The sequence below is a fragment of the Streptosporangium sp. NPDC049248 genome (assembly GCF_040678965.1).
Taxonomy (GTDB): Bacteria; Actinomycetota; Actinomycetes; order Streptosporangiales; family Streptosporangiaceae; genus Streptosporangium; species Streptosporangium fukuiense.
Map to the genome: position 1 here is coordinate 60,951 of NZ_JBFAQY010000027.1, position 16,331 is coordinate 77,281.

A 16,331-nucleotide genomic window follows, 5' to 3' on the forward strand; every position below is an offset into this window, starting at 1 on the left:
TCTCTCACACCGCACCCATGTACCCCCCGGGGTATATTGGGAGCGGAGGTGGGGCGGGATGGAGATGGACGCGACGGTCCTGTCGGACGCGCTGACACGACTCAAGCGGGCCCAGGGGCAGTTGGGCGGAGTGATCGCGATGATCGAGAACGGGGACGACTGCGAGCGGGTGCTGACCCAGCTGGCGGCGGTCTCCAAGGCGCTGGACCGAGCCGGATTCAAGATCATATCGACGGGCATGCAGCAGTGCCAGATGGCGCGTGAGCGCGGCGAGCAGCCGCCGATCAGCCAGGAGCGGCTGGAGAAACTGTTCCTGGCCCTGTCGTGACACCGGCGTCGTGACACCATCGCCCCGCCCGTCGCGCGGCGGGCGGGGCGGTGGGAGGCGTGGCGCCTTTCTGTCCAAAAGATACCCCCCGGGGTATATTCGCACCGAAGTGGCCTGAACGCCCTCCGTGACGGAGCCTCGGGCGGGGCGCCGCGGCGACGCCGGACACCCATCCGGCGAGAGTTCGCCGACCGGCGTGAAAACCGGGCCTGGCCGGTCCTCACCTGCTGGCTAAGACAACAACGACGAAGTGAGAGGCGACGATGACGACGATCGAGACAGTGGTGGTGGAGACCTCCTCGCTGGGGGACCGCAGCTACCTGGCCCACGACGGGCGGGTGGCGCTGGTGGTCGACCCGCAACGGGACATCGACCGGATCCTGGCCCTGGCCGGTCGGCTGGGCGTGCGCGTCACCCACGTGGCCGAGACCCACCTGCACAACGACTACGTCTCCGGCGGGCTGGCCCTGGCCAGACTGACGGGCGCGGCCTACCTGGTGGCGGCGGCCGACGAGGTCGCCTTCGACCGGGTGCCCGTGAGCGACGGCGACGAGATGGCGCTGTCACCGTCGATGCGCCTTTCCGCGGTGGCCACCCCCGGGCACACCTTCCACCACCTGTCCTACGTGCTCGGCGGTCCCGGCGGGCCGATGGGAGTGTTCACCGGCGGGTCGCTGCTGTTCGGCACCACCGGCCGCACCGACCTGCTCGGCGCCCGGCACGCCCACGCCCTGGCCCGGCACCAGCACGCCTCGGTGCGACGGCTGGCCGACCTGCTGCCCGACGGTACGCAGGTCTGGCCCACCCACGGATTCGGCAGCTTCTGCTCGGCCACCCAGACCGACGCCGCATCCTCGACGATGGGACACGAGCGCGGCGCCAACCCGGCGCTGCGGCTGGAGGCCGACGACTTCGTCACCCAGACCCTCGCCGGGCTGGACGCCTACCCCGCCTACTACGCCCACATGGGCGCCAGGAACACCGCCGGCGCGGACCTGGTCGATCTGACCCCGGCGAGGCGGGCCGACGCCGCCGGGCTGCGCGCGCGTATCGACGCCGGTGAGTGGGTGGTGGACCTGCGCTCGCGCAAGGCGTTCACCCGGCGGCACCTGGCCGGAACGCTGAGCTTCGGCCTGGACGGCCCGATGTCGACCTGGCTGGGCTGGATGGCCCCCTGGGGGGCGCCCATCACGCTGCTGGGCGAATCAGCGGAGCAGGTGGCCGCCGCCCAGCGCGAGCTGGCGCGCATCGGCATCGACCGTCCGGCCGCCGCCGCGACCGGTACCCCCGAGCAGTGGGCCGACGGCGACGGCGCCAGGCTGGGTGAGCTGACCGTCGCCACGTTCGCCGAACTGGCCGCCGTGCGCGACGGCCGTGACGTGCGCGATCTGCCCGCCCCCGACGTCGTGCTGGATGTGCGGCTGCGCAACGAATGGCGCGCCGGGCACATCGACGGCGCGACGCACCTCCCGCTGCCCGAACTACCGCACCGCCTGGCCGAGATCCCGGACGGGACGGTGTGGGTGCACTGCGGCTCCGGCTACCGGGCCGCCGCCGCGAGCAGCCTGCTGACCCGCGCCGGCCGCCGGGTCGTACACATCGATGACGACTACGCCCAAGCGGCCGAAAGCGGCCTGACCATCGAGGAGACCTCATGACCATTCACCCCGACAGGCCCGCCACGCTGGATGTGGCCGCCCTGCGCAACCTGATGGACTCCGGACCCGCGCCCCGGCTGATCGACGTGCGCACCCCCGGTGAGTTCGAGACCGCCCACATCCCCGGCTCGGTCAACGTGCCACTGGATCTGCTGCGCGAGCACCGTGCACGGCTGCGCGCCCACCTGGAGGGCCCCCGGTGGGAGCAGGTGGTGCTCGTCTGCCGCTCCGGGCAACGCGCCGCGCAGGCCGCGGCGGCCCTGTCCGGAGCTGGACAGGCGGCCCCGCGCCTCCTGGAAGGGGGCATCCTCGCCTGGCAGGGGACCGGCGCGCCGCTCCGTACCGGCCGGGCCCGCTGGGAGCTGGAACGCCAGGTGCGTCTGGTGGCCGGATCCCTGGTGCTGACCTCGATCCTGGCCAGCACGCTGTTCCCCCCGGCCAAATGGCTCGCCGCCGCGATCGGCGGCGGGCTGACCTTCGCCGCGCTCTCCAACACCTGCGCGATGGGCATGCTGCTGGCCAAACTCCCCTACAACCGAGGTCCCCGCCGGCCCAGCCTGGAGGCGGTGCTGGGCCGGTTGGCGCAACGGGAGGCGACCTCTTGACGGCGGCGCTCGGCCTGGGCGCGATGATCGGCGTCCTGCTCGGGTTGCTGGGGGGCGGCGGGTCGATCCTGGCGCTGCCCGCCCTGGTGTACGGGGCGGGCCTGCCGCCGGCCTCGGCGGTGCCGGCCTCGCTGCTGGTGGTGGGCGTCTCCTCGGCCACCGCCGTGCTGCCTCGCATCCGGGCCGGACAGGTGCGCTGGCGCATCGCCGCGGTGTTCGGCGGCGCCGGGGCCCTGGCCGCGTTCGGAGGCGCCGCGATCAACCGGATGCTGCCCCCGCAGGCGATCCTGATCGGGTTCGCCGCGCTCATGGCGGTGGCCGGCCGGCGGATGCTGGCCGGCGACGCCCCGGCCGGCGGGGCCTGCGCACTGCCCGGCGGCGGGGTGAACTGGCGCAGCTGCCTGCCCAGGTCCGTCGCCGCCGGCGCGGCCGTGGGCGCGCTGACCGGCCTGTTCGGCGTCGGCGGCGGGTTCCTCATCATCCCGGCCCTGGTGCTGGCGCTGGGGTTGCCGATGACGGCCGCGGTCGGCACCTCGCTGCTCATCGTGGTGGTCAACTCGGCGGCCGGGTTCGTCGCCCACGCCGATGGCGCCGGCCTGGACTACACGGTCATCGGGGCCTTCACGACGGCCGCGGTGGCCGGATCGCTGGCCGCCGCCCGCCTGGGCCGCCACCTGGACGCCGAGCGCCTGCGCCGCTGGTTCGCCTACCTCGTCCTCGTCGTGGCCGCCCTCGTCCTGGCCCGGGGAGTGCTCGACCTCGTGGCGCCGGTCGGCTGGGCGTGACTCCTCTCGGCCGTCGCGTCGCCGGGGAATTCCCCGGTTCTCCGGCGCTACCGCGCCCGCTCCGGGCCGACAAGGCCGGCCACGGTCTCGGCGAGCTTCCCGATGGCCTGTCTCACCGCCGGGGTGACCGGGGCCCCGAGCCCGAAATCGGCGCCCTCGACGGTGTAGAGCGCGAGCTCGCGGGGCAGGCGGCGGAGAGTCCGGCCGAGCGCGACGGCGTCGGCGACGCCCAGGGCATGGGAACTGCCGTGCCCGAGGGCGGGAGGCGTCCGGTGGGCATCCCGAGAGGAGGCGGCCGGGCCGAGGACGGTGCTCCGGCGCACCGTACCCGGGGGCGCGCCGGAGAGCACCGTGTCGATCACGATCGCCAGGCCCGCACCCGTCCACGCCTCGATCAGCTCGGCCGGATCACCTCCGTTCTCGACCACGGGAATCTCGGGCGGAAGCACGCCGCGCAACAGCCGGGCCACCTCCAGCCCGGCGGCGTCGTCGCCCCGCAACTCGTTGCCGATTCCGATGACGATCTGCTCGTGCATGAATCCCCCTGTCGGAAACCGGCCTCAGCGGTCCAGCCGCAGGTCCAGGAAATGGGCCGAGCAGGAGATGCACGGGTCGTGGTTGCGTACCGTCCGCTCGCACAGCGCCGCCAGCTCCACCTGCGGCAGGTCGAGGCGGGGCTCGACGAGGTGGCGCAGGTCCATCTCGATGCGGGCCTGGTTCTGCGAGGTCGGTGGCACGATGTCGGCCTCGGCGATCAGCCCCGCGTCGTCGATCCGGTAGCGGTGGTAGAGCGTGCCGCGCGGGGCCTCGGAGACGCCGTGGCCGACTCCGGGACGGGGGTCGACCGGAACCGAGGGCGCGTCCGGCTCGGTGTAGTTCTCGATGATCCGCAACGCCTCGTCGCAGGCGTGCAGGATCTCCACGGCCCGGACCACGATGCTGCGGAACGGGTTGCGGCAGACGGGGCCGAGTCCGGCGTCCGAGGCCGCCGACCGGGCCAGCGGTGACAGCAGGTGCGCGTTCAGGGCGTAGCGCGCCAGAGCCCCCACCAGATAGCCGGTGGATCCGTCGAGCCGGGCGTGCAGGGCGGTGGAGCACGGCACCTGCTCCTCCACGACGTGGGCGGGCCAGTCGGACGCGGCGAAGGCGGTGCCGTCGCTGACCGAGATCGAGCCGGACAGGATGGCGTACTCGGCGGGATGGCTCAGCGCGAGAAACCGGTAGTCGTGCTCCACGTCGGGGAAGTCGAACCCGGCCACCCACTCCACCGTCGCCAGCGCCTGGTCGCGGGCGTGGCGCAGCCGTTCGGCGACCGGTGCGAGCTCGGTGCGGGCGGGCACCCGGTAGAAGCCGCCCACCCGCACGTTGACCGGGTGGATCGCCCGCCCGCCGAGGGCCGCCACCAGCTCGTTGCCCGCCTTCTTCAGCGCCAGTCCCCGTTCCAGGACGGGACGGTGGTCGGCCGCCATGGCCACGCCGCTGTCGTAGCCCAGGAAGTCGGGGGCGTGCAGCAGGTGGATGTGCAGGGCGTGCGACTCGATCCACTCGCCGTAGTACAGCAGCAGCCGCAGGTCCCGGAGCGGCCCGGTCACCTCCGCCCCGCAGGCGGACTCGATCGCCTGGCAGGCGCTCATCTGGTAGGCCACCGGGCAGATCCCGCAGATACGGGCGGTGATGTCGGGCGGCTCGGTGTGGGCCCTGCCACGCAGCAGCGCCTCGAAGAAGCGCGGCGGCTCGTAGATGTTCAGTTCCACGTCGGTGACGCGGCCGTCGCGGGCGCGCACCAGCAGGGATCCCTCGCCCTCCACGCGGGTCAGGGCACCGATCCTGATCGACCTATGCGTCATCTCCGGCCTCCTCGGACGCCTGGCGGAAGGGTTCCTCGGTGGCGTTGAACGTCCGGTAGACGCGCACCAGTTCGGGGGTGCTCATGCCGAGCTCGCGTAGTTGCGCGTTGAGCGCCCGGGTGTTGGGGCTCTCCATCGGGCCGAAGCAGCCGTAGCAGCCCCGGTTGAACGCCGGGCAGAGCGCTCCGCAGCCGGCCTGGGTGACCGGGCCCAGGCAGGGGGTGCCGTGGGCCACCATGACGCAGACGTTGCCCCGGGCCTTGCATTCCACGCAGACGCTGTGGGCCGGTACACAGGGGCGCCGTCCGGCCAGGAAGGCCGAGACGACCTCCAGCAGCTGTCGGCCGTCGATGGGGCACCCGCGCAGCTCGAAGTCCACCGGTACGTGGGCGGAGATCGGAGTGGAACGCTCCAGTGTGGCGATGTAGTCGGGACGGGCGTAGACGATCGAGGCGAACTCGCGTACGTCGGCGAAGTCGCGTAGCGCCTGGATGCCGCCCGCGGTCGCGCAGGCGCCGATCGTCACCAGGCGCTTCGACACGCGGCGCACGTGCCGGATCCGCCGCAGGTCGGCCGGAGTGGTGATCGACCCCTCGACCAGTGACAGGTCGTAGGGGCCGCGCCCGGTCGCGCTGGAGGCCTCCAGGAAGTAGGCGATGTCCACCTCGGCGGCGATCGACAGCAGCTCGTCCTCGCAGTCCAGCACGGTGAGCTGGCAACCGTCGCAGGAGGCGAACTTCCACACCGCCAGCCGTGGACGCCGGCGCGTGGCCGCGGGGCCGGCCATCACAGTTCCTCCACGGCCAGCAGCCCGGCCGCCCGCTCGTAGCTCAGCACCGGGCCGTCGAGGCAGGTCAGCAGCGGGCCGAGCTGGCAGTGGCCGCAGCGGCCGACGCCGCACTTCATGTTGCGCTCCACCGACAGGGCCACCCGCCGCGCCGGGACGCCCCGCCGTACCAGCCTGGCCGCGGTCGCCCGCATCATGGCCTCCGGGCCGCAGACGAAGGCGAAGGTGCGGCGGGGATCGAAGACGATCTGGTCGATCAGCCGGGTGACCAGCCCCACCGGCCCCTTCCAGGCGCGGTCGGGGTGATCCACGGTCACCTGGACGTCGATGCCGCAGGCCTCGCGCCAGCGGGCCAGCTCGGCGGGGTAGATCAGGGTCGCCGGCGTGTGGGTGCCGACGATCACGCTGATCCGGCCGTACCGGGAGCCGTGGGCGACCAGCTCGCGGACGACCGGCCGCAGCGCGGCCAGCCCGAGGCCGCCCGCGGCGACGACCACGTCCAGTCCCGCCGCGGCCGGCACGTCCCAGGCCGTGCCGTACGGCCCGCGAACGCCCACGACATCGCCGGGTCTGGTCCGGCACAGTGCCCCGCTGACCGCGCCCACCGCGCGGATCGTCTGCAGGTACCCGCCCGCGCGGGCCCGGCCGCTGATCGAGACCGGGATCTCCCCGACACCGGGGGCGTAGATCATCGTGAACTGGCCCGGCAGGAACGGCGGGCAGGGGCCCTCCAGCGGCCCGAGGGTCAAGGTCACCGTGTCGGCCCGGTCCGGGCGGCGCGAGCGCACCCGGTAGGGCGCCGGCGTCATAGGATGCATCCGAGCTCCTCGGTGACGTCGATGCCGGTCGGGCACCAGGTGATGCACCTGCCGCAGCCCACGCAGCCGGACATGCCGAACTGGTCGAACCAGGTGGAGAACTTGTGCGTCAGCCACTGCCGGTAGCGGGCGGATCCCGAACCGCGTACGGGAGAGCCGGCGACCTCGGAGAAGTCCAGCGTGAAGCAGGAGTCCCACACCTCCGTCCGCTCCGCCTCCCCGCCGCTGAAGTCGGTGGCGTCCTCAACCGTGGTGCAGAAGCAGGTGGGGCAGACCATCGTGCAGTTGGTGCAGGCCAGGCAGCGGGAGGCGACCTCGGTCCAGCGCGGCGAGTCGTGCGCCGCGGCCAGGCGCTCCTGGATGTTGTCGGTGTCCACCTGGCGGCCCATCCGGGTGGCGGCGACGCGGGAGACCTCCTCGGCGGCCGTGACGTCGTCGTCGCCGGCGGGCCGGTGCGGGAGCGGCGCGACGACCTCCGCGCCCCGCTCGCTTCCCGTCTCGACCAGGAACCGGTGCGGGGCGCTCAGTTCGGTGAGCGCCAGATCGAACCCGGCGGTGGCCTTCGGTCCTGTGCCCATGGAGACGCAGAAGCAGGTGCCCCCGGGCACCGCGCAGTTCACCGCGATGAGGAACAGCGCCTCGCGCCGCTCGCGGTAGGCCGGATCGGGATGCCTGCCGCCGAGGAACACCCGATCCTGTACGGCGATCGCGGCCAGGTCGCAGGCGCGCACCCCCAGCAGCGCGATGCGGGGCGCTTGGCTCCGGGTCTCCTCCACCTCCGCCTCGCGCATCCGGAACAGCGCTTGGCGGGGCGGCTGGGTGTAACGCTTGGCGGAGTCGGGACTGGCGGCGAAACCGAACACCAGTTCGTCATCACGCTCGGTCAGCCGGTAGTGCCCAGGCTGTTGATCGTCGCCCCGCCCCGCAGGCAGTTGCGCGGAATGGGAGAGTTCGGCGAACCGGATGGCGCCGTCCCGGACCGTCGGCCCGACGACGGTGAAACCTTCGGATCGCAGTCCAGCGACGAGTGGTTCCAGCGATTCCATCACAACGGCGTTCACGGGCCGTCCCCCTTCTGCCCCTGATTCCTTGGCAACACGCTGACGGTACGGAAATCCATACCTTGGGGGGATCGTCATACGATGAGGACGCCGGTCCGGAAAGATCTTTCGATCTTGCCGGCCGGGCCGGGGAGACTGCACGGTCTGCTATGACCGACAATACCCATTCCGCGGGCAACGGCCCGCGACAGGGGGCGGAAGTCCCTGGTGAAAGGGGCATTGGTCCGCTACGGCGAACGCCGCCACGCGGTCGGATGGAGGGGGAGTCCGAGGGGGGCGACATGACGGCGCAGGTGGTGGTGGGTACGGACGGCTCGGCCCACGGGGAGGGCGCGGTCGCCTGGGCCGCCGATGACGCGGTACGGCGCGGGTGCGCGCTGCGGATCGTGTACGTGTGCGAACCGTGGACCTACGACATCCCGCTGCAGACCCCGCCCGGCTTCCGGGATTCCGTGGCCGAGCACTGCCGGGGGGTGCTGGAGAGCGCGGTCGCCGTGGTGCGTGGGCGCACACCCCACCTGGAGGTGGAGAGCGTGCTGCGGGAGGGCCGGGTGACGGAGATCCTTCGGCGCGAGGCCGAGGGCGCCGAGCAGATCGTGGTGGGCAGCCGAGGGCTGGGTGGGTTCACCGGGCTGCTGCTCGGGTCGGTCTCCCTGTCCCTGGCCGGGCACGTGGCCGCGCCGATCGTCATCGTCAGGGGGGCGTGGGAGCCGGCCCGCGGCCAGGTCGTCGTCGGTTTCGACGGCTCTGCCCACTCGACGGCGGCACTGGGGTACGCCTTCGCCGAGGCCGTCCGGCGCGGCGCCCGGCTACGGGCGATCCACGCCTGGCAGGTGCCCGTCATGGGGCCCGGTGCCATCGCGTACGCGCCGCTGGTCGAGGACATCTTCGCCGGTGCGCGGAGCATCGCCGCCGGCGCGCTCACGCCCTGGCGGGAGAGGTACCCGCTGGTCGAGGTGGAGCAGACAGTGGTGTGCCGGCACCCGGCCGCCGCCATCTGCGAAGCCTCGGCCGCCGCGGACCTCGTCGTCGTCGGCACGCGGGGAATGGGCAGATTCGGCTCGGCCCTGCTGGGGTCGATCAGTCACGGCGTGCTGCACCACGCGCACTGCCCGGTGGCGGTGGTCGGATCGTGATCGTCGCCCTGCCAGGCGGCCGAAGGTCCTGATCCCGGCACGGCTCGTCAGGAGGCTGGGAAAATGGGACGTTTGATGGCCGTCGCCCTTCTGGTGGGCACAGTGGCCGGACTGCTGGCCGGTCTCGCGCTCCGCCTGACCGGCGCGGAGGCGGCCGCCGACATCGTGTGGGCCTTGGTCACTGGCGTGTCACTGGTGCCCGCGACGGGATGGGTGGTGTCGGCGCTGCGGAACGGCCGGATGGGCGTGGACGCCATCGCCGTCCTCGCCCTGGCCGGAGCGCTCGCCGTGGGGGAGTACCTCGCCGGTGCCCTGATCGGCGTGATGCTCGCCACCGGGCGGGCACTGGAGGAGCACGCCCTGCGCCGGGCCCGCCACGACCTGACCGCCCTGTACGAACGGGCACCGCACTCGGCCCGGCGCTACCAGAACGGGGTGCCGGACCTGGTACCGGTCGAGCAGGTTCGCCCGGGAGACCTGCTGCTGGTACCCAGCGGGGAGATGGTCCCCGTCGACGGCGCGGTGGCGGGCGATCTCGCGCTGCTGGACGAGTCGGCGCTGACGGGGGAGTCGGTACCGGTGGAGTACGCCTCGGGGGAGGGGGTGCGCAGCGGTGTGGTGAACGCCGGTGCCGCCTTCGACCTGCGGGCCACCCGGACCGCGGCCGACAGCGCCTACGCGGGAGTGGTGCGGCTGGCGCGGCAGACGGAGACCGACAGCGCCCCCGTCGTGCGGCTCGCCGACCGGTTCGCCTCCTGGTTCCTGCCGGTCACCCTGCTGCTGGCGGCGACCGCCTGGCTGCTGTCCGGCCAGCCGGTACGGGCCGTCGCGGTACTGGTCGTCGCCACCCCCTGCCCGCTGCTGCTCGCCGCACCCGCGGCCATCGCCTCCGGGCTGTCCCGCACGGCACGGCACGGCGTGGTGGTCAAGGGTGGTGGAGCACTGGAGCGGCTGGGCCAGGCACGCACGCTCATCCTGGACAAGACCGGGACGCTGACCGCCGGCCGGCCCCGGGTGATCGACGTCGTGGCCGCGCCCGGTGTCCGTACCGACGACGTGCTGCGCCTGGCCGCCGCGGTGGATCAGATGTCGTCGCACGTGCTCGCCGCCGCGATCGTCGACGCGGCCCGCGCGCGCGGTGCCGAGCTGCCGCAACCGGCCGAGATCCAGGAGAGGCCGGGCACCGGCACCACGGGGGTGGTGGACGGGCACCTGATAGAGGTCGGCAAGGCGACGACCTCCTCGCCTTCGGAATGGGAGCGGATCCAGCGGGCGCGGGCCGCGCTGGACGGGGCCATGACCGTCTGGGTGACGCTGGACGGCCGGGCGGCAGGGGTGATCCTGCTTCGCGACGCCATCCGGGCCGACGCCGCGCGGACGCTGCGGCGGCTGCGCGCCGCGGGCATCGAGCGGGTGGTCATGCTCACCGGAGACCGGGCCGAGGTCGCCGAGAGCGTGGGCGTGGTACTCGGCATCGACCGGGTGCTCGCCGAGCAGACCCCCGCGGCCAAGGTCGAGGCGGTACGGCGGGAGGCGGCCGACGCGGTGACCGTGATGGTGGGCGACGGGATCAACGACGCCCCGGCCCTGGCGGCGGCCGACGTCGGAGTGGCGATGGGGGCCCGGGGGTCCGCCGCCTCCACCCAGGCCGCGGACGTGGTGCTCACCACCGACCGCCTGGACCGGCTCGCCGACGCGATGGACGTCGCCCGCCGCTCCCGGCACATCGCCGTGCAGAGCGCGGCCACCGGGATGGCGCTGTCACTGCTGGCCATGGTGGCCGCCGCGGCCGGCGCCCTGCCACCCGCGGCCGGCGCCCTGCTGCAGGAGGGCATCGACATCGCGGTGATCCTCAACGCGCTACGGGCGCTGCGCCCCACCCGGGGAACCCGGCCGGTGATGGACTCCGCCACCGAATCCCTGCTGCGCCGCTTCGAGCTGGAGCACTCCTCGCTGCGGCCGACCCTGGAGCTGATCCGGGAGACGGCCGACGAGCTGGGCAGGACCCCGCCCACGGCGTTACTCGACCGGCTGCGAGAGGTCCAGGCGTTCCTCACCGAGCGGCTGCTGCCTCACGAACGGGCCGAGGAGCAGCGGCTGTATCCGGCCATGGGGCAGGTGCTGGGCGGCCCGGAGGTCGTGATGACCATGAGCAGGGCGCATGCCGAGATCGAACGCCTGGTACGACGCCTGGGAAGTCACCTGGCCCTCATCGAGGCCGGCGGGCCGCGCCCGGAGCAGCTCGACGACCTGCGCGCCTGCCTCTACGGCCTGTACGCCGTCCTGATCCTCCATTTCGACCAGGAGGAGGAGGCCTACTTCTCCCTGGCCGCCGGTTCGCCGGCGTGACCCGGCTCGGTGCCGGGACGAAACCCGGCGGAGGCGTGGGCGGTGTGCATTCCCTGTCACATCCGGTCGCCGCCCTGGTCGGACGAGGCGTGTCGATTTTCGCCGGCCCCGATCGACGCGTAGCTGGAAACCGGCGAGGATCGGTTCTCTGATCACCCGAAGGAGATATGAAGATGCGATTCCTGATGACCACCAAGGGCGGCGACGCGGCACCCCCGAGCGAGGCGGTTCACGCGGAGATGGCCGCGTTCGTCGAGGAGATGACCCGGGCGGGGGTGCTGCTGGCGACCGGCGGCCTGGACCCGGTCGGCCTCCACATCTCGGCCTCCGGTGGCGAGATGACCGTCACCGACGGGCCGTTCACCGAGACGAAGGAGGCCATCGTCAGCTTCGCGCTCATCGAGGCGCGCTCGCAGCAGGAGGCCATCGAGCTCTCCCGGCGCTTCTGGAAGATCATCGGAGAGGGTGAGGGCACCATCCAGCAGGTCTTCGGCCCACAGGACTGATCGGGCGCTTGCGTGCCCGGCCCGGCGGGTGCTGTGATCGAGCCCGTGATGTCCCGGGACGCCCATCGGGCGGTCGACGAGGTCTGGAAGATGGAGTCGGCGAGGATCATCGCCGGACTCGTCCGGATGCTGGGCGACGTGGGGCTGGCCGAGGAGCTCGCGCAGGACGCGCTCCTCGCCGCCCTCGAACGGTGGCCCGACTCAGGCGTTCCGGATAATCCGGGTGCCTGGCTCATGGCCGTTTCGAAACGTCGCGCCATCGACCACCTGCGGCGCGGCGAGCGGCTCGAGCGCGGGCACGAGCAGCTCGCCCACGAGCTCGCCACCAGGCCGGACGGCACCGAGGCCGAGACCGACGCGGCACTCGACGACGAGGTGGGCGATGACGTCCTGCGCCTGATGTTCGTCTCCTGCCACCCGGCGTTGTCCGCCGAGTCCCGGGTGGCGTTGACGTTGCGGCTGCTCGGTGGCCTGCGCACCGACGAGATCGCGAGGGCCTTTCTCGTCTCCGAGCCGACCGTCGCGCAGCGCGTCGTCCGGGCCAAACGCACCCTCGCCGAACTCGGGGTCCCCTTCGAGGTCCCCACGGGGCCGGACCGGGCCGCGCGCCTGTCGTCGGTCCTCGAGGTCATCTACCTGGTGTTCAACGAGGGGTACGCGGCGAGCGCGGGCGACGGCTGGATGCGCCAGGACCTCTGCCAGGAGGCGCTGCGCCTGGGCCGCCTGCTGGCCGGGCTCGCGCCCGGCGAGGCCGAGGTACACGGACTGATCGCGTTGATGGAGCTCCAGGCATCCCGGCTGGCCGCCAGGACGGGGCCGTCGGGGGAGCCCGTCGCGCTGCACGAGCAGAACCGCGGACGCTGGGACCAGCTCCTCATCCGCCGGGGCTTCGCGGCACTGCTGCGTGCCAGGCAATCCGGCGGACCTCTCGGCCCGTACGTGCTGCAGGCCGCCATCGCGGTCTGTCACGCGCGGGCCCGTACGGCGGAGGAGACCGACTGGGCGCAGATCGCCGCCCTCTACGAAACCCTCGTCAGGGTGCTGCCCACCCCGGTCGTGCAGCTCAACCGGGCGGTCGCGCTGGCCATGGCCTACGGTCCCGAGGCGGGGCTGGCGCTCGTCGACACCCTGGCGGCCGAGCCGGCGCTCAAGGGCTACCATCGGGTGCCCAGCGTGCGCGGCGACCTGCTGGTCAGGCTCGGTCGCCACGAGGAGGCCCGGCGGGAGTTCGAACGGGCCGCGGCGCTCACTCTCAACGTGCCCGAACGCACGATCCTGCTGGAACGCGCCCAGACCTGCGCGGACGCCGCCAGGCCGGAGAGCGCGGTCACCCTGGCCGAGGCCGCGAGTGCCTTCCTGGCCCGCGCCGACCTGGACGCCGCGACCGTCCGCTCCTACCGCCAGACCATGAGCCGGCTCCGCCGCGATCTCGGCGACGACATCCCGCTGCGGGGCGTGACCGCCGGACAGGTCGCCGAGGTCTTCGCCGCCGCCTGGGAGAGCGCCGCCGCCGCGACGTGGAACAGGCACCGAGGTGCCGTCCGCTCCTTCTCCTGCTGGGCCGCGGACCGGGGCCGGCTGGGCGAGGACCTGGCCGCCGGGATCGGTCGCCGGCCCGAACCCCGGTCGCGCACCCGTCCCATGGAGCCGCCGCGCGTCGAGGCGCTGTGGAAGCGGCAGGATCTCGCCCCGCGCGAGCGCGCCCTGTGGCTGATGCTCCACGAGAGCGCGGCCGGGATCGGCTCGGTGCTCGCGCTCAACGTCGAGGACCTCGACCTGGCGGGGATGCGCGGCAGGGCGCCGGGGTCCCGCTGGATTCACTGGCGGTCGGGCACCGCCGAGCTCATTCCCCAGCTCGTCGCGGGCCGTCGTCGCGGCCCGCTGTTCCTGTCCGAGCGCAGGCCCGGCCCCGGCCGCCGGCCCGCCCCCGGCGACCTGTGCCCCGAGACCGGCCGCCGCAGGCTCTCCTACGAACGGGCCGAATATCTGTTCAAGCGGGCCACCGGCCACACCCTCCATCAACTGCGGAGCAGATGAACCGTCTCCGCGCGTTTCGGCGCCGTGCGCCCGATCAGGGATGCCGCTGCTCCAGTGAGGTGATCGTGAAGGCGGCGGCCAGCAGAGCGATCAGGTAGAGCGCGCCGCCCGCCAGCAGGGCGGTGGTGTAGCCGTCGGTCAGGGAGACCGGGAGCGCGGGGTTCTCGGTGGCCGCGGCGGCGACGGCGGCCAGGACGGCGAGGCCGAGAGCTCCGCCGATCTGCTGGCTGGTGTTGACCAGCGCGGAGGCGATGCCGGTGTCGCGGGGGGCGACGCCCTGGACACCGACGATCGTCGCGGTGACCAGGCACAGTCCCAGCCCGATGCCCGCGACGAACTGGGCGGGCAGCAGTACCGCGAAGTAGCCGGTGGCCGGGGTGAGGGCGGCGAACCAGACCATGCCCGCGATGGCCAGGGCCAGGCCGGTGACGATGACCGTCCGCTCAGGCAGCCGGGCCAGGAGCCTGGGGCCGAGGCCGCCCGCCCCGAGTCCGATGCCGAGCGCGAAGGGCAGGTAGGCGAGTCCGGTCCGCATGGGGCCGTACCCCTTCACTCCCTGCATGTAGAGGGTGAGAAAGAAGAAGGTGGCGAACATGCCCGCGCCGATGAGGAACATGACGAGGTTGGCGCCGACCCTGCCCCGATCCCGCAGGATCCCGGGCGGGAGCATCGCGGCCTGGCTGCGCCGCTGGATGAGCAGGAACGCGGCCAGCAGGACCGTCGCGGCGGCGAAGAACCCGAGGGTGCCCGTCGTCGTCCAGCCGTGGGTCCCGGCCCGGTTGACGGCGTAGACCAGGGACCCCAGGCCCAGGGTGGCGGTGAGTGCGCCGGGCAGGTCGACGCGGCCGTGGTCGCGGTCGCCCTCGACGAGCGCGCCGGTCCCGAGCAGCACCGCCAGCGCGACGGGGACGTTGACGAACATGACCCATCGCCAGTCGAGGTATTCGGTGAGCGCGCCGCCGAGCAGCAGCCCGACGACCGAGCCGAGGCCGCCCATCGCCCCATAGACGCCGAGGGCCCTGGCGCGGGCCGGTCCGGCGGGGAAGGTGGTGGCCAGCAGGGAGAGCGCGGTGGGCGCGGCGAACGCCGCGGCCGCGCCCTGCAGGGCCCGCGCCGCGATCAACGCCGTCCCGGTGGTGGCGAGGCCGCCGAGCAGTGACGCGAGGGTGAACACGACCAGGCTGAGACGGAACACGCGGCGGCTGCCGAACAGGTCGCCGGCGCGGCCGCCGGCGAGCAGGAGGCCGCCGAAGGTCAGGGCGTAGGCGGTGAGTACCCAGTTCAGGTCGGCCGGGGTGATGCCCAGGGAGTGCTGGGTGCTCGGCAGGGCGACGTTCACGATGGTGCCGTCGAGGACGAGCATGAGCTGGGCGGTGGCGATGACCAGCAGGGCGGGGCCCGGCCGACCGCCGGTCGGCGCGCCTGGCTCGGCGAGGACTTCGTGCTGTGCGGACATGGGGGTGTCCCTTCAGGGGTAGAGGTTCAGGTCGGTGTAGGCCGCGCGCCACTCGTCGTGGTAGGCGGTGCGGACCGGGGCCGGCAGGCGGTCGAGGATGAGCGCGGTGGTCCGTGCGTCCGCGCCGTCCAGCAGCCAGGGCAGGTAGCGGGGCACCTCGCCGCCGATCCGTTCGCGGTGTATCTCGGCGAAGTGGAGCCACTGCCGGTCGTCGAGGCTGGCATCGATCAGCGCGAGCCCCTCGGTCTCCTCGTGGCGCAGATGGCCGCTCAGACCGGTGACCAGGGCGTCGACCAGGCCGCCGAGAATCTCCCCGCCGTGGTCGCGGTCGGCCAGCGCCGCGTCCACGCCCGCCAGCAGGGGGTCGATGGCGGCGTGCTCGGCCTCCATCGCCTCCAGCAGGGCGAGACCGTCCGGGCGGCTGGCCAGCTCGTGCCGCATGACGGGCCAGAGCGCGACGTCCTCGGAGGTGTGGTGCACCCGTAGGAAGGTCTTGAACAGTTCCCAGCCGGCGGCCGTGCGCAGCACCCGTCGGGGGTCGTCGTCGGTCCGGGCCGTGATCCGGGCGATGCGCTCCAGCTCCCGCCGGAGGGCGTCGTGCATCGCGAACATCATCGTCATGTCAAGTCTGAAGGTCATGTCTTCCTCCGTCGAAGATGTCGATGACGCTAACTGTCACTTTACTTAAATGTCAACTTTCCAACTAATCATGTGATTAACTATCAATTTATGGAGCTTAAGCCTGCTGTCCGGAGGCGGATCGGTGAAGGGACGAGGCCCTCTCGGAGGCGCCTGGTACGCCGCCTGGGTGCCGCGGGACGGTCCACGCTCCCGCGACCTCGTGGTCCTGGACGCGCTCGCCGACTCCCGGCGCGGGCGGGCCGAACGGCCTGGGACCAACCGGACGATCACGGTGTGGCCGGAGACCGGGCCGAAGGTCACCTGCATGATCACCGGA

At 72.9% G+C, this 16,331-nt stretch carries 15 protein-coding genes; 8 read left to right on the forward strand and 7 right to left on the reverse strand.

What is annotated here, in order from left to right; translation table 11 throughout:
* Window positions 1-58: 58 nt before the first annotated feature.
* The 4 genes from AB0K21_RS34790 (at window position 59) to AB0K21_RS34805 (ending at window position 3,376) form a co-directional block, all read left to right on the forward strand.
* Window positions 59-328: a metal-sensitive transcriptional regulator gene (locus AB0K21_RS34790; protein WP_030914234.1), complete on the forward strand. Its 270-nt coding sequence runs from the start codon at window positions 59-61 to the stop codon at window positions 326-328.
* 263 nt (window positions 329-591) lie between these two features.
* The gene (locus AB0K21_RS34795) at window positions 592-1,986 is read left to right on the forward strand and encodes an MBL fold metallo-hydrolase (RefSeq protein ID WP_364155888.1); all 1,395 of its coding nucleotides are present in this window, start codon (window positions 592-594) and stop codon (window positions 1,984-1,986) included.
* Window positions 1,983-2,591 carry a rhodanese-like domain-containing protein gene (locus AB0K21_RS34800; RefSeq protein ID WP_343970208.1) on the forward strand — a complete coding sequence of 203 codons (609 nt, stop codon included), beginning with the start codon at window positions 1,983-1,985 and terminating at the stop codon, window positions 2,589-2,591. Before AB0K21_RS34795 ends, AB0K21_RS34800 begins: the two co-directional genes overlap by 4 nt.
* Complete coding sequence (locus tag AB0K21_RS34805; protein WP_364155890.1) at window positions 2,588-3,376, forward strand: sulfite exporter TauE/SafE family protein; 789 nt, start codon at window positions 2,588-2,590, stop codon at window positions 3,374-3,376. The genes AB0K21_RS34800 and AB0K21_RS34805 overlap by 4 nt, the downstream gene beginning before the upstream one ends.
* Before the next feature lie 47 nt (window positions 3,377-3,423).
* On the opposite strand, the gene AB0K21_RS34810 is transcribed toward AB0K21_RS34805, so the two are convergent.
* The 5 genes from AB0K21_RS34810 to AB0K21_RS34830 are packed head-to-tail and all read right to left on the reverse strand — an operon-like array spanning window position 3,424 to window position 7,889.
* Complete coding sequence (locus tag AB0K21_RS34810; protein WP_343980855.1) at window positions 3,424-3,912, reverse strand: hydrogenase maturation protease; 489 nt, start codon at window positions 3,910-3,912, stop codon at window positions 3,424-3,426.
* 24 nt (window positions 3,913-3,936) lie between these two features.
* Window positions 3,937-5,223: a nickel-dependent hydrogenase large subunit gene (locus tag AB0K21_RS34815; protein WP_343980851.1), complete on the reverse strand. Its 1,287-nt coding sequence runs from the start codon at window positions 5,221-5,223 to the stop codon at window positions 3,937-3,939.
* Complete coding sequence (locus tag AB0K21_RS34820; protein ID WP_343980849.1) at window positions 5,213-6,010, reverse strand: oxidoreductase; 798 nt, start codon at window positions 6,008-6,010, stop codon at window positions 5,213-5,215. The genes AB0K21_RS34815 and AB0K21_RS34820 overlap by 11 nt, the downstream gene beginning before the upstream one ends.
* The gene (locus AB0K21_RS34825; protein WP_343980846.1) at window positions 6,010-6,828 is read right to left on the reverse strand and encodes an FAD/NAD(P)-binding protein; all 819 of its coding nucleotides are present in this window, start codon (window positions 6,826-6,828) and stop codon (window positions 6,010-6,012) included. Before AB0K21_RS34825 ends, AB0K21_RS34820 begins: the two co-directional genes overlap by 1 nt.
* Window positions 6,816-7,889 (reverse strand): 4Fe-4S dicluster domain-containing protein, encoded by a 1,074-nt coding sequence (locus AB0K21_RS34830; RefSeq protein WP_343980843.1) that lies wholly within the window; start codon window positions 7,887-7,889, stop codon window positions 6,816-6,818. The genes AB0K21_RS34825 and AB0K21_RS34830 overlap by 13 nt, the downstream gene beginning before the upstream one ends.
* A 281-nt stretch (window positions 7,890-8,170) precedes the next feature.
* Between AB0K21_RS34830 and AB0K21_RS34835 the strand changes: the two genes are divergently transcribed.
* From AB0K21_RS34835 to AB0K21_RS34850, 4 genes are all read left to right on the forward strand, one after another.
* Window positions 8,171-9,025, forward strand: a complete 855-nt coding sequence (locus tag AB0K21_RS34835) for a universal stress protein (RefSeq protein WP_343980840.1) — start codon at window positions 8,171-8,173, stop codon at window positions 9,023-9,025.
* 63 nt (window positions 9,026-9,088) lie between these two features.
* Window positions 9,089-11,374 (forward strand): heavy metal translocating P-type ATPase, encoded by a 2,286-nt coding sequence (locus AB0K21_RS34840; RefSeq protein ID WP_343980838.1) that lies wholly within the window; start codon window positions 9,089-9,091, stop codon window positions 11,372-11,374.
* A 173-nt stretch (window positions 11,375-11,547) separates the two neighbouring features.
* Window positions 11,548-11,880, forward strand: coding sequence for a YciI family protein (locus AB0K21_RS34845; RefSeq protein WP_343980835.1), 333 nt, complete (start codon window positions 11,548-11,550; stop codon window positions 11,878-11,880).
* Window positions 11,881-11,913: 33 nt separating this feature from the next.
* Window positions 11,914-13,917, forward strand: coding sequence for an RNA polymerase sigma factor (locus tag AB0K21_RS34850; RefSeq protein WP_364155895.1), 2,004 nt, complete (start codon window positions 11,914-11,916; stop codon window positions 13,915-13,917).
* Window positions 13,918-13,951: 34 nt separating this feature from the next.
* Here AB0K21_RS34850 and AB0K21_RS34855 read toward each other — a convergent pair whose 3' ends face one another.
* Together AB0K21_RS34855 and AB0K21_RS34860 are read right to left on the reverse strand one after the other, a co-directional pair.
* Window positions 13,952-15,373: an MFS transporter gene (locus AB0K21_RS34855; protein ID WP_364155897.1), complete on the reverse strand. Its 1,422-nt coding sequence runs from the start codon at window positions 15,371-15,373 to the stop codon at window positions 13,952-13,954.
* A 12-nt stretch (window positions 15,374-15,385) separates the two neighbouring features.
* The gene (locus AB0K21_RS34860; protein ID WP_364155899.1) at window positions 15,386-16,012 is read right to left on the reverse strand and encodes a hemerythrin domain-containing protein; all 627 of its coding nucleotides are present in this window, start codon (window positions 16,010-16,012) and stop codon (window positions 15,386-15,388) included.
* Window positions 16,013-16,331: the final 319 nt, after the last annotated feature.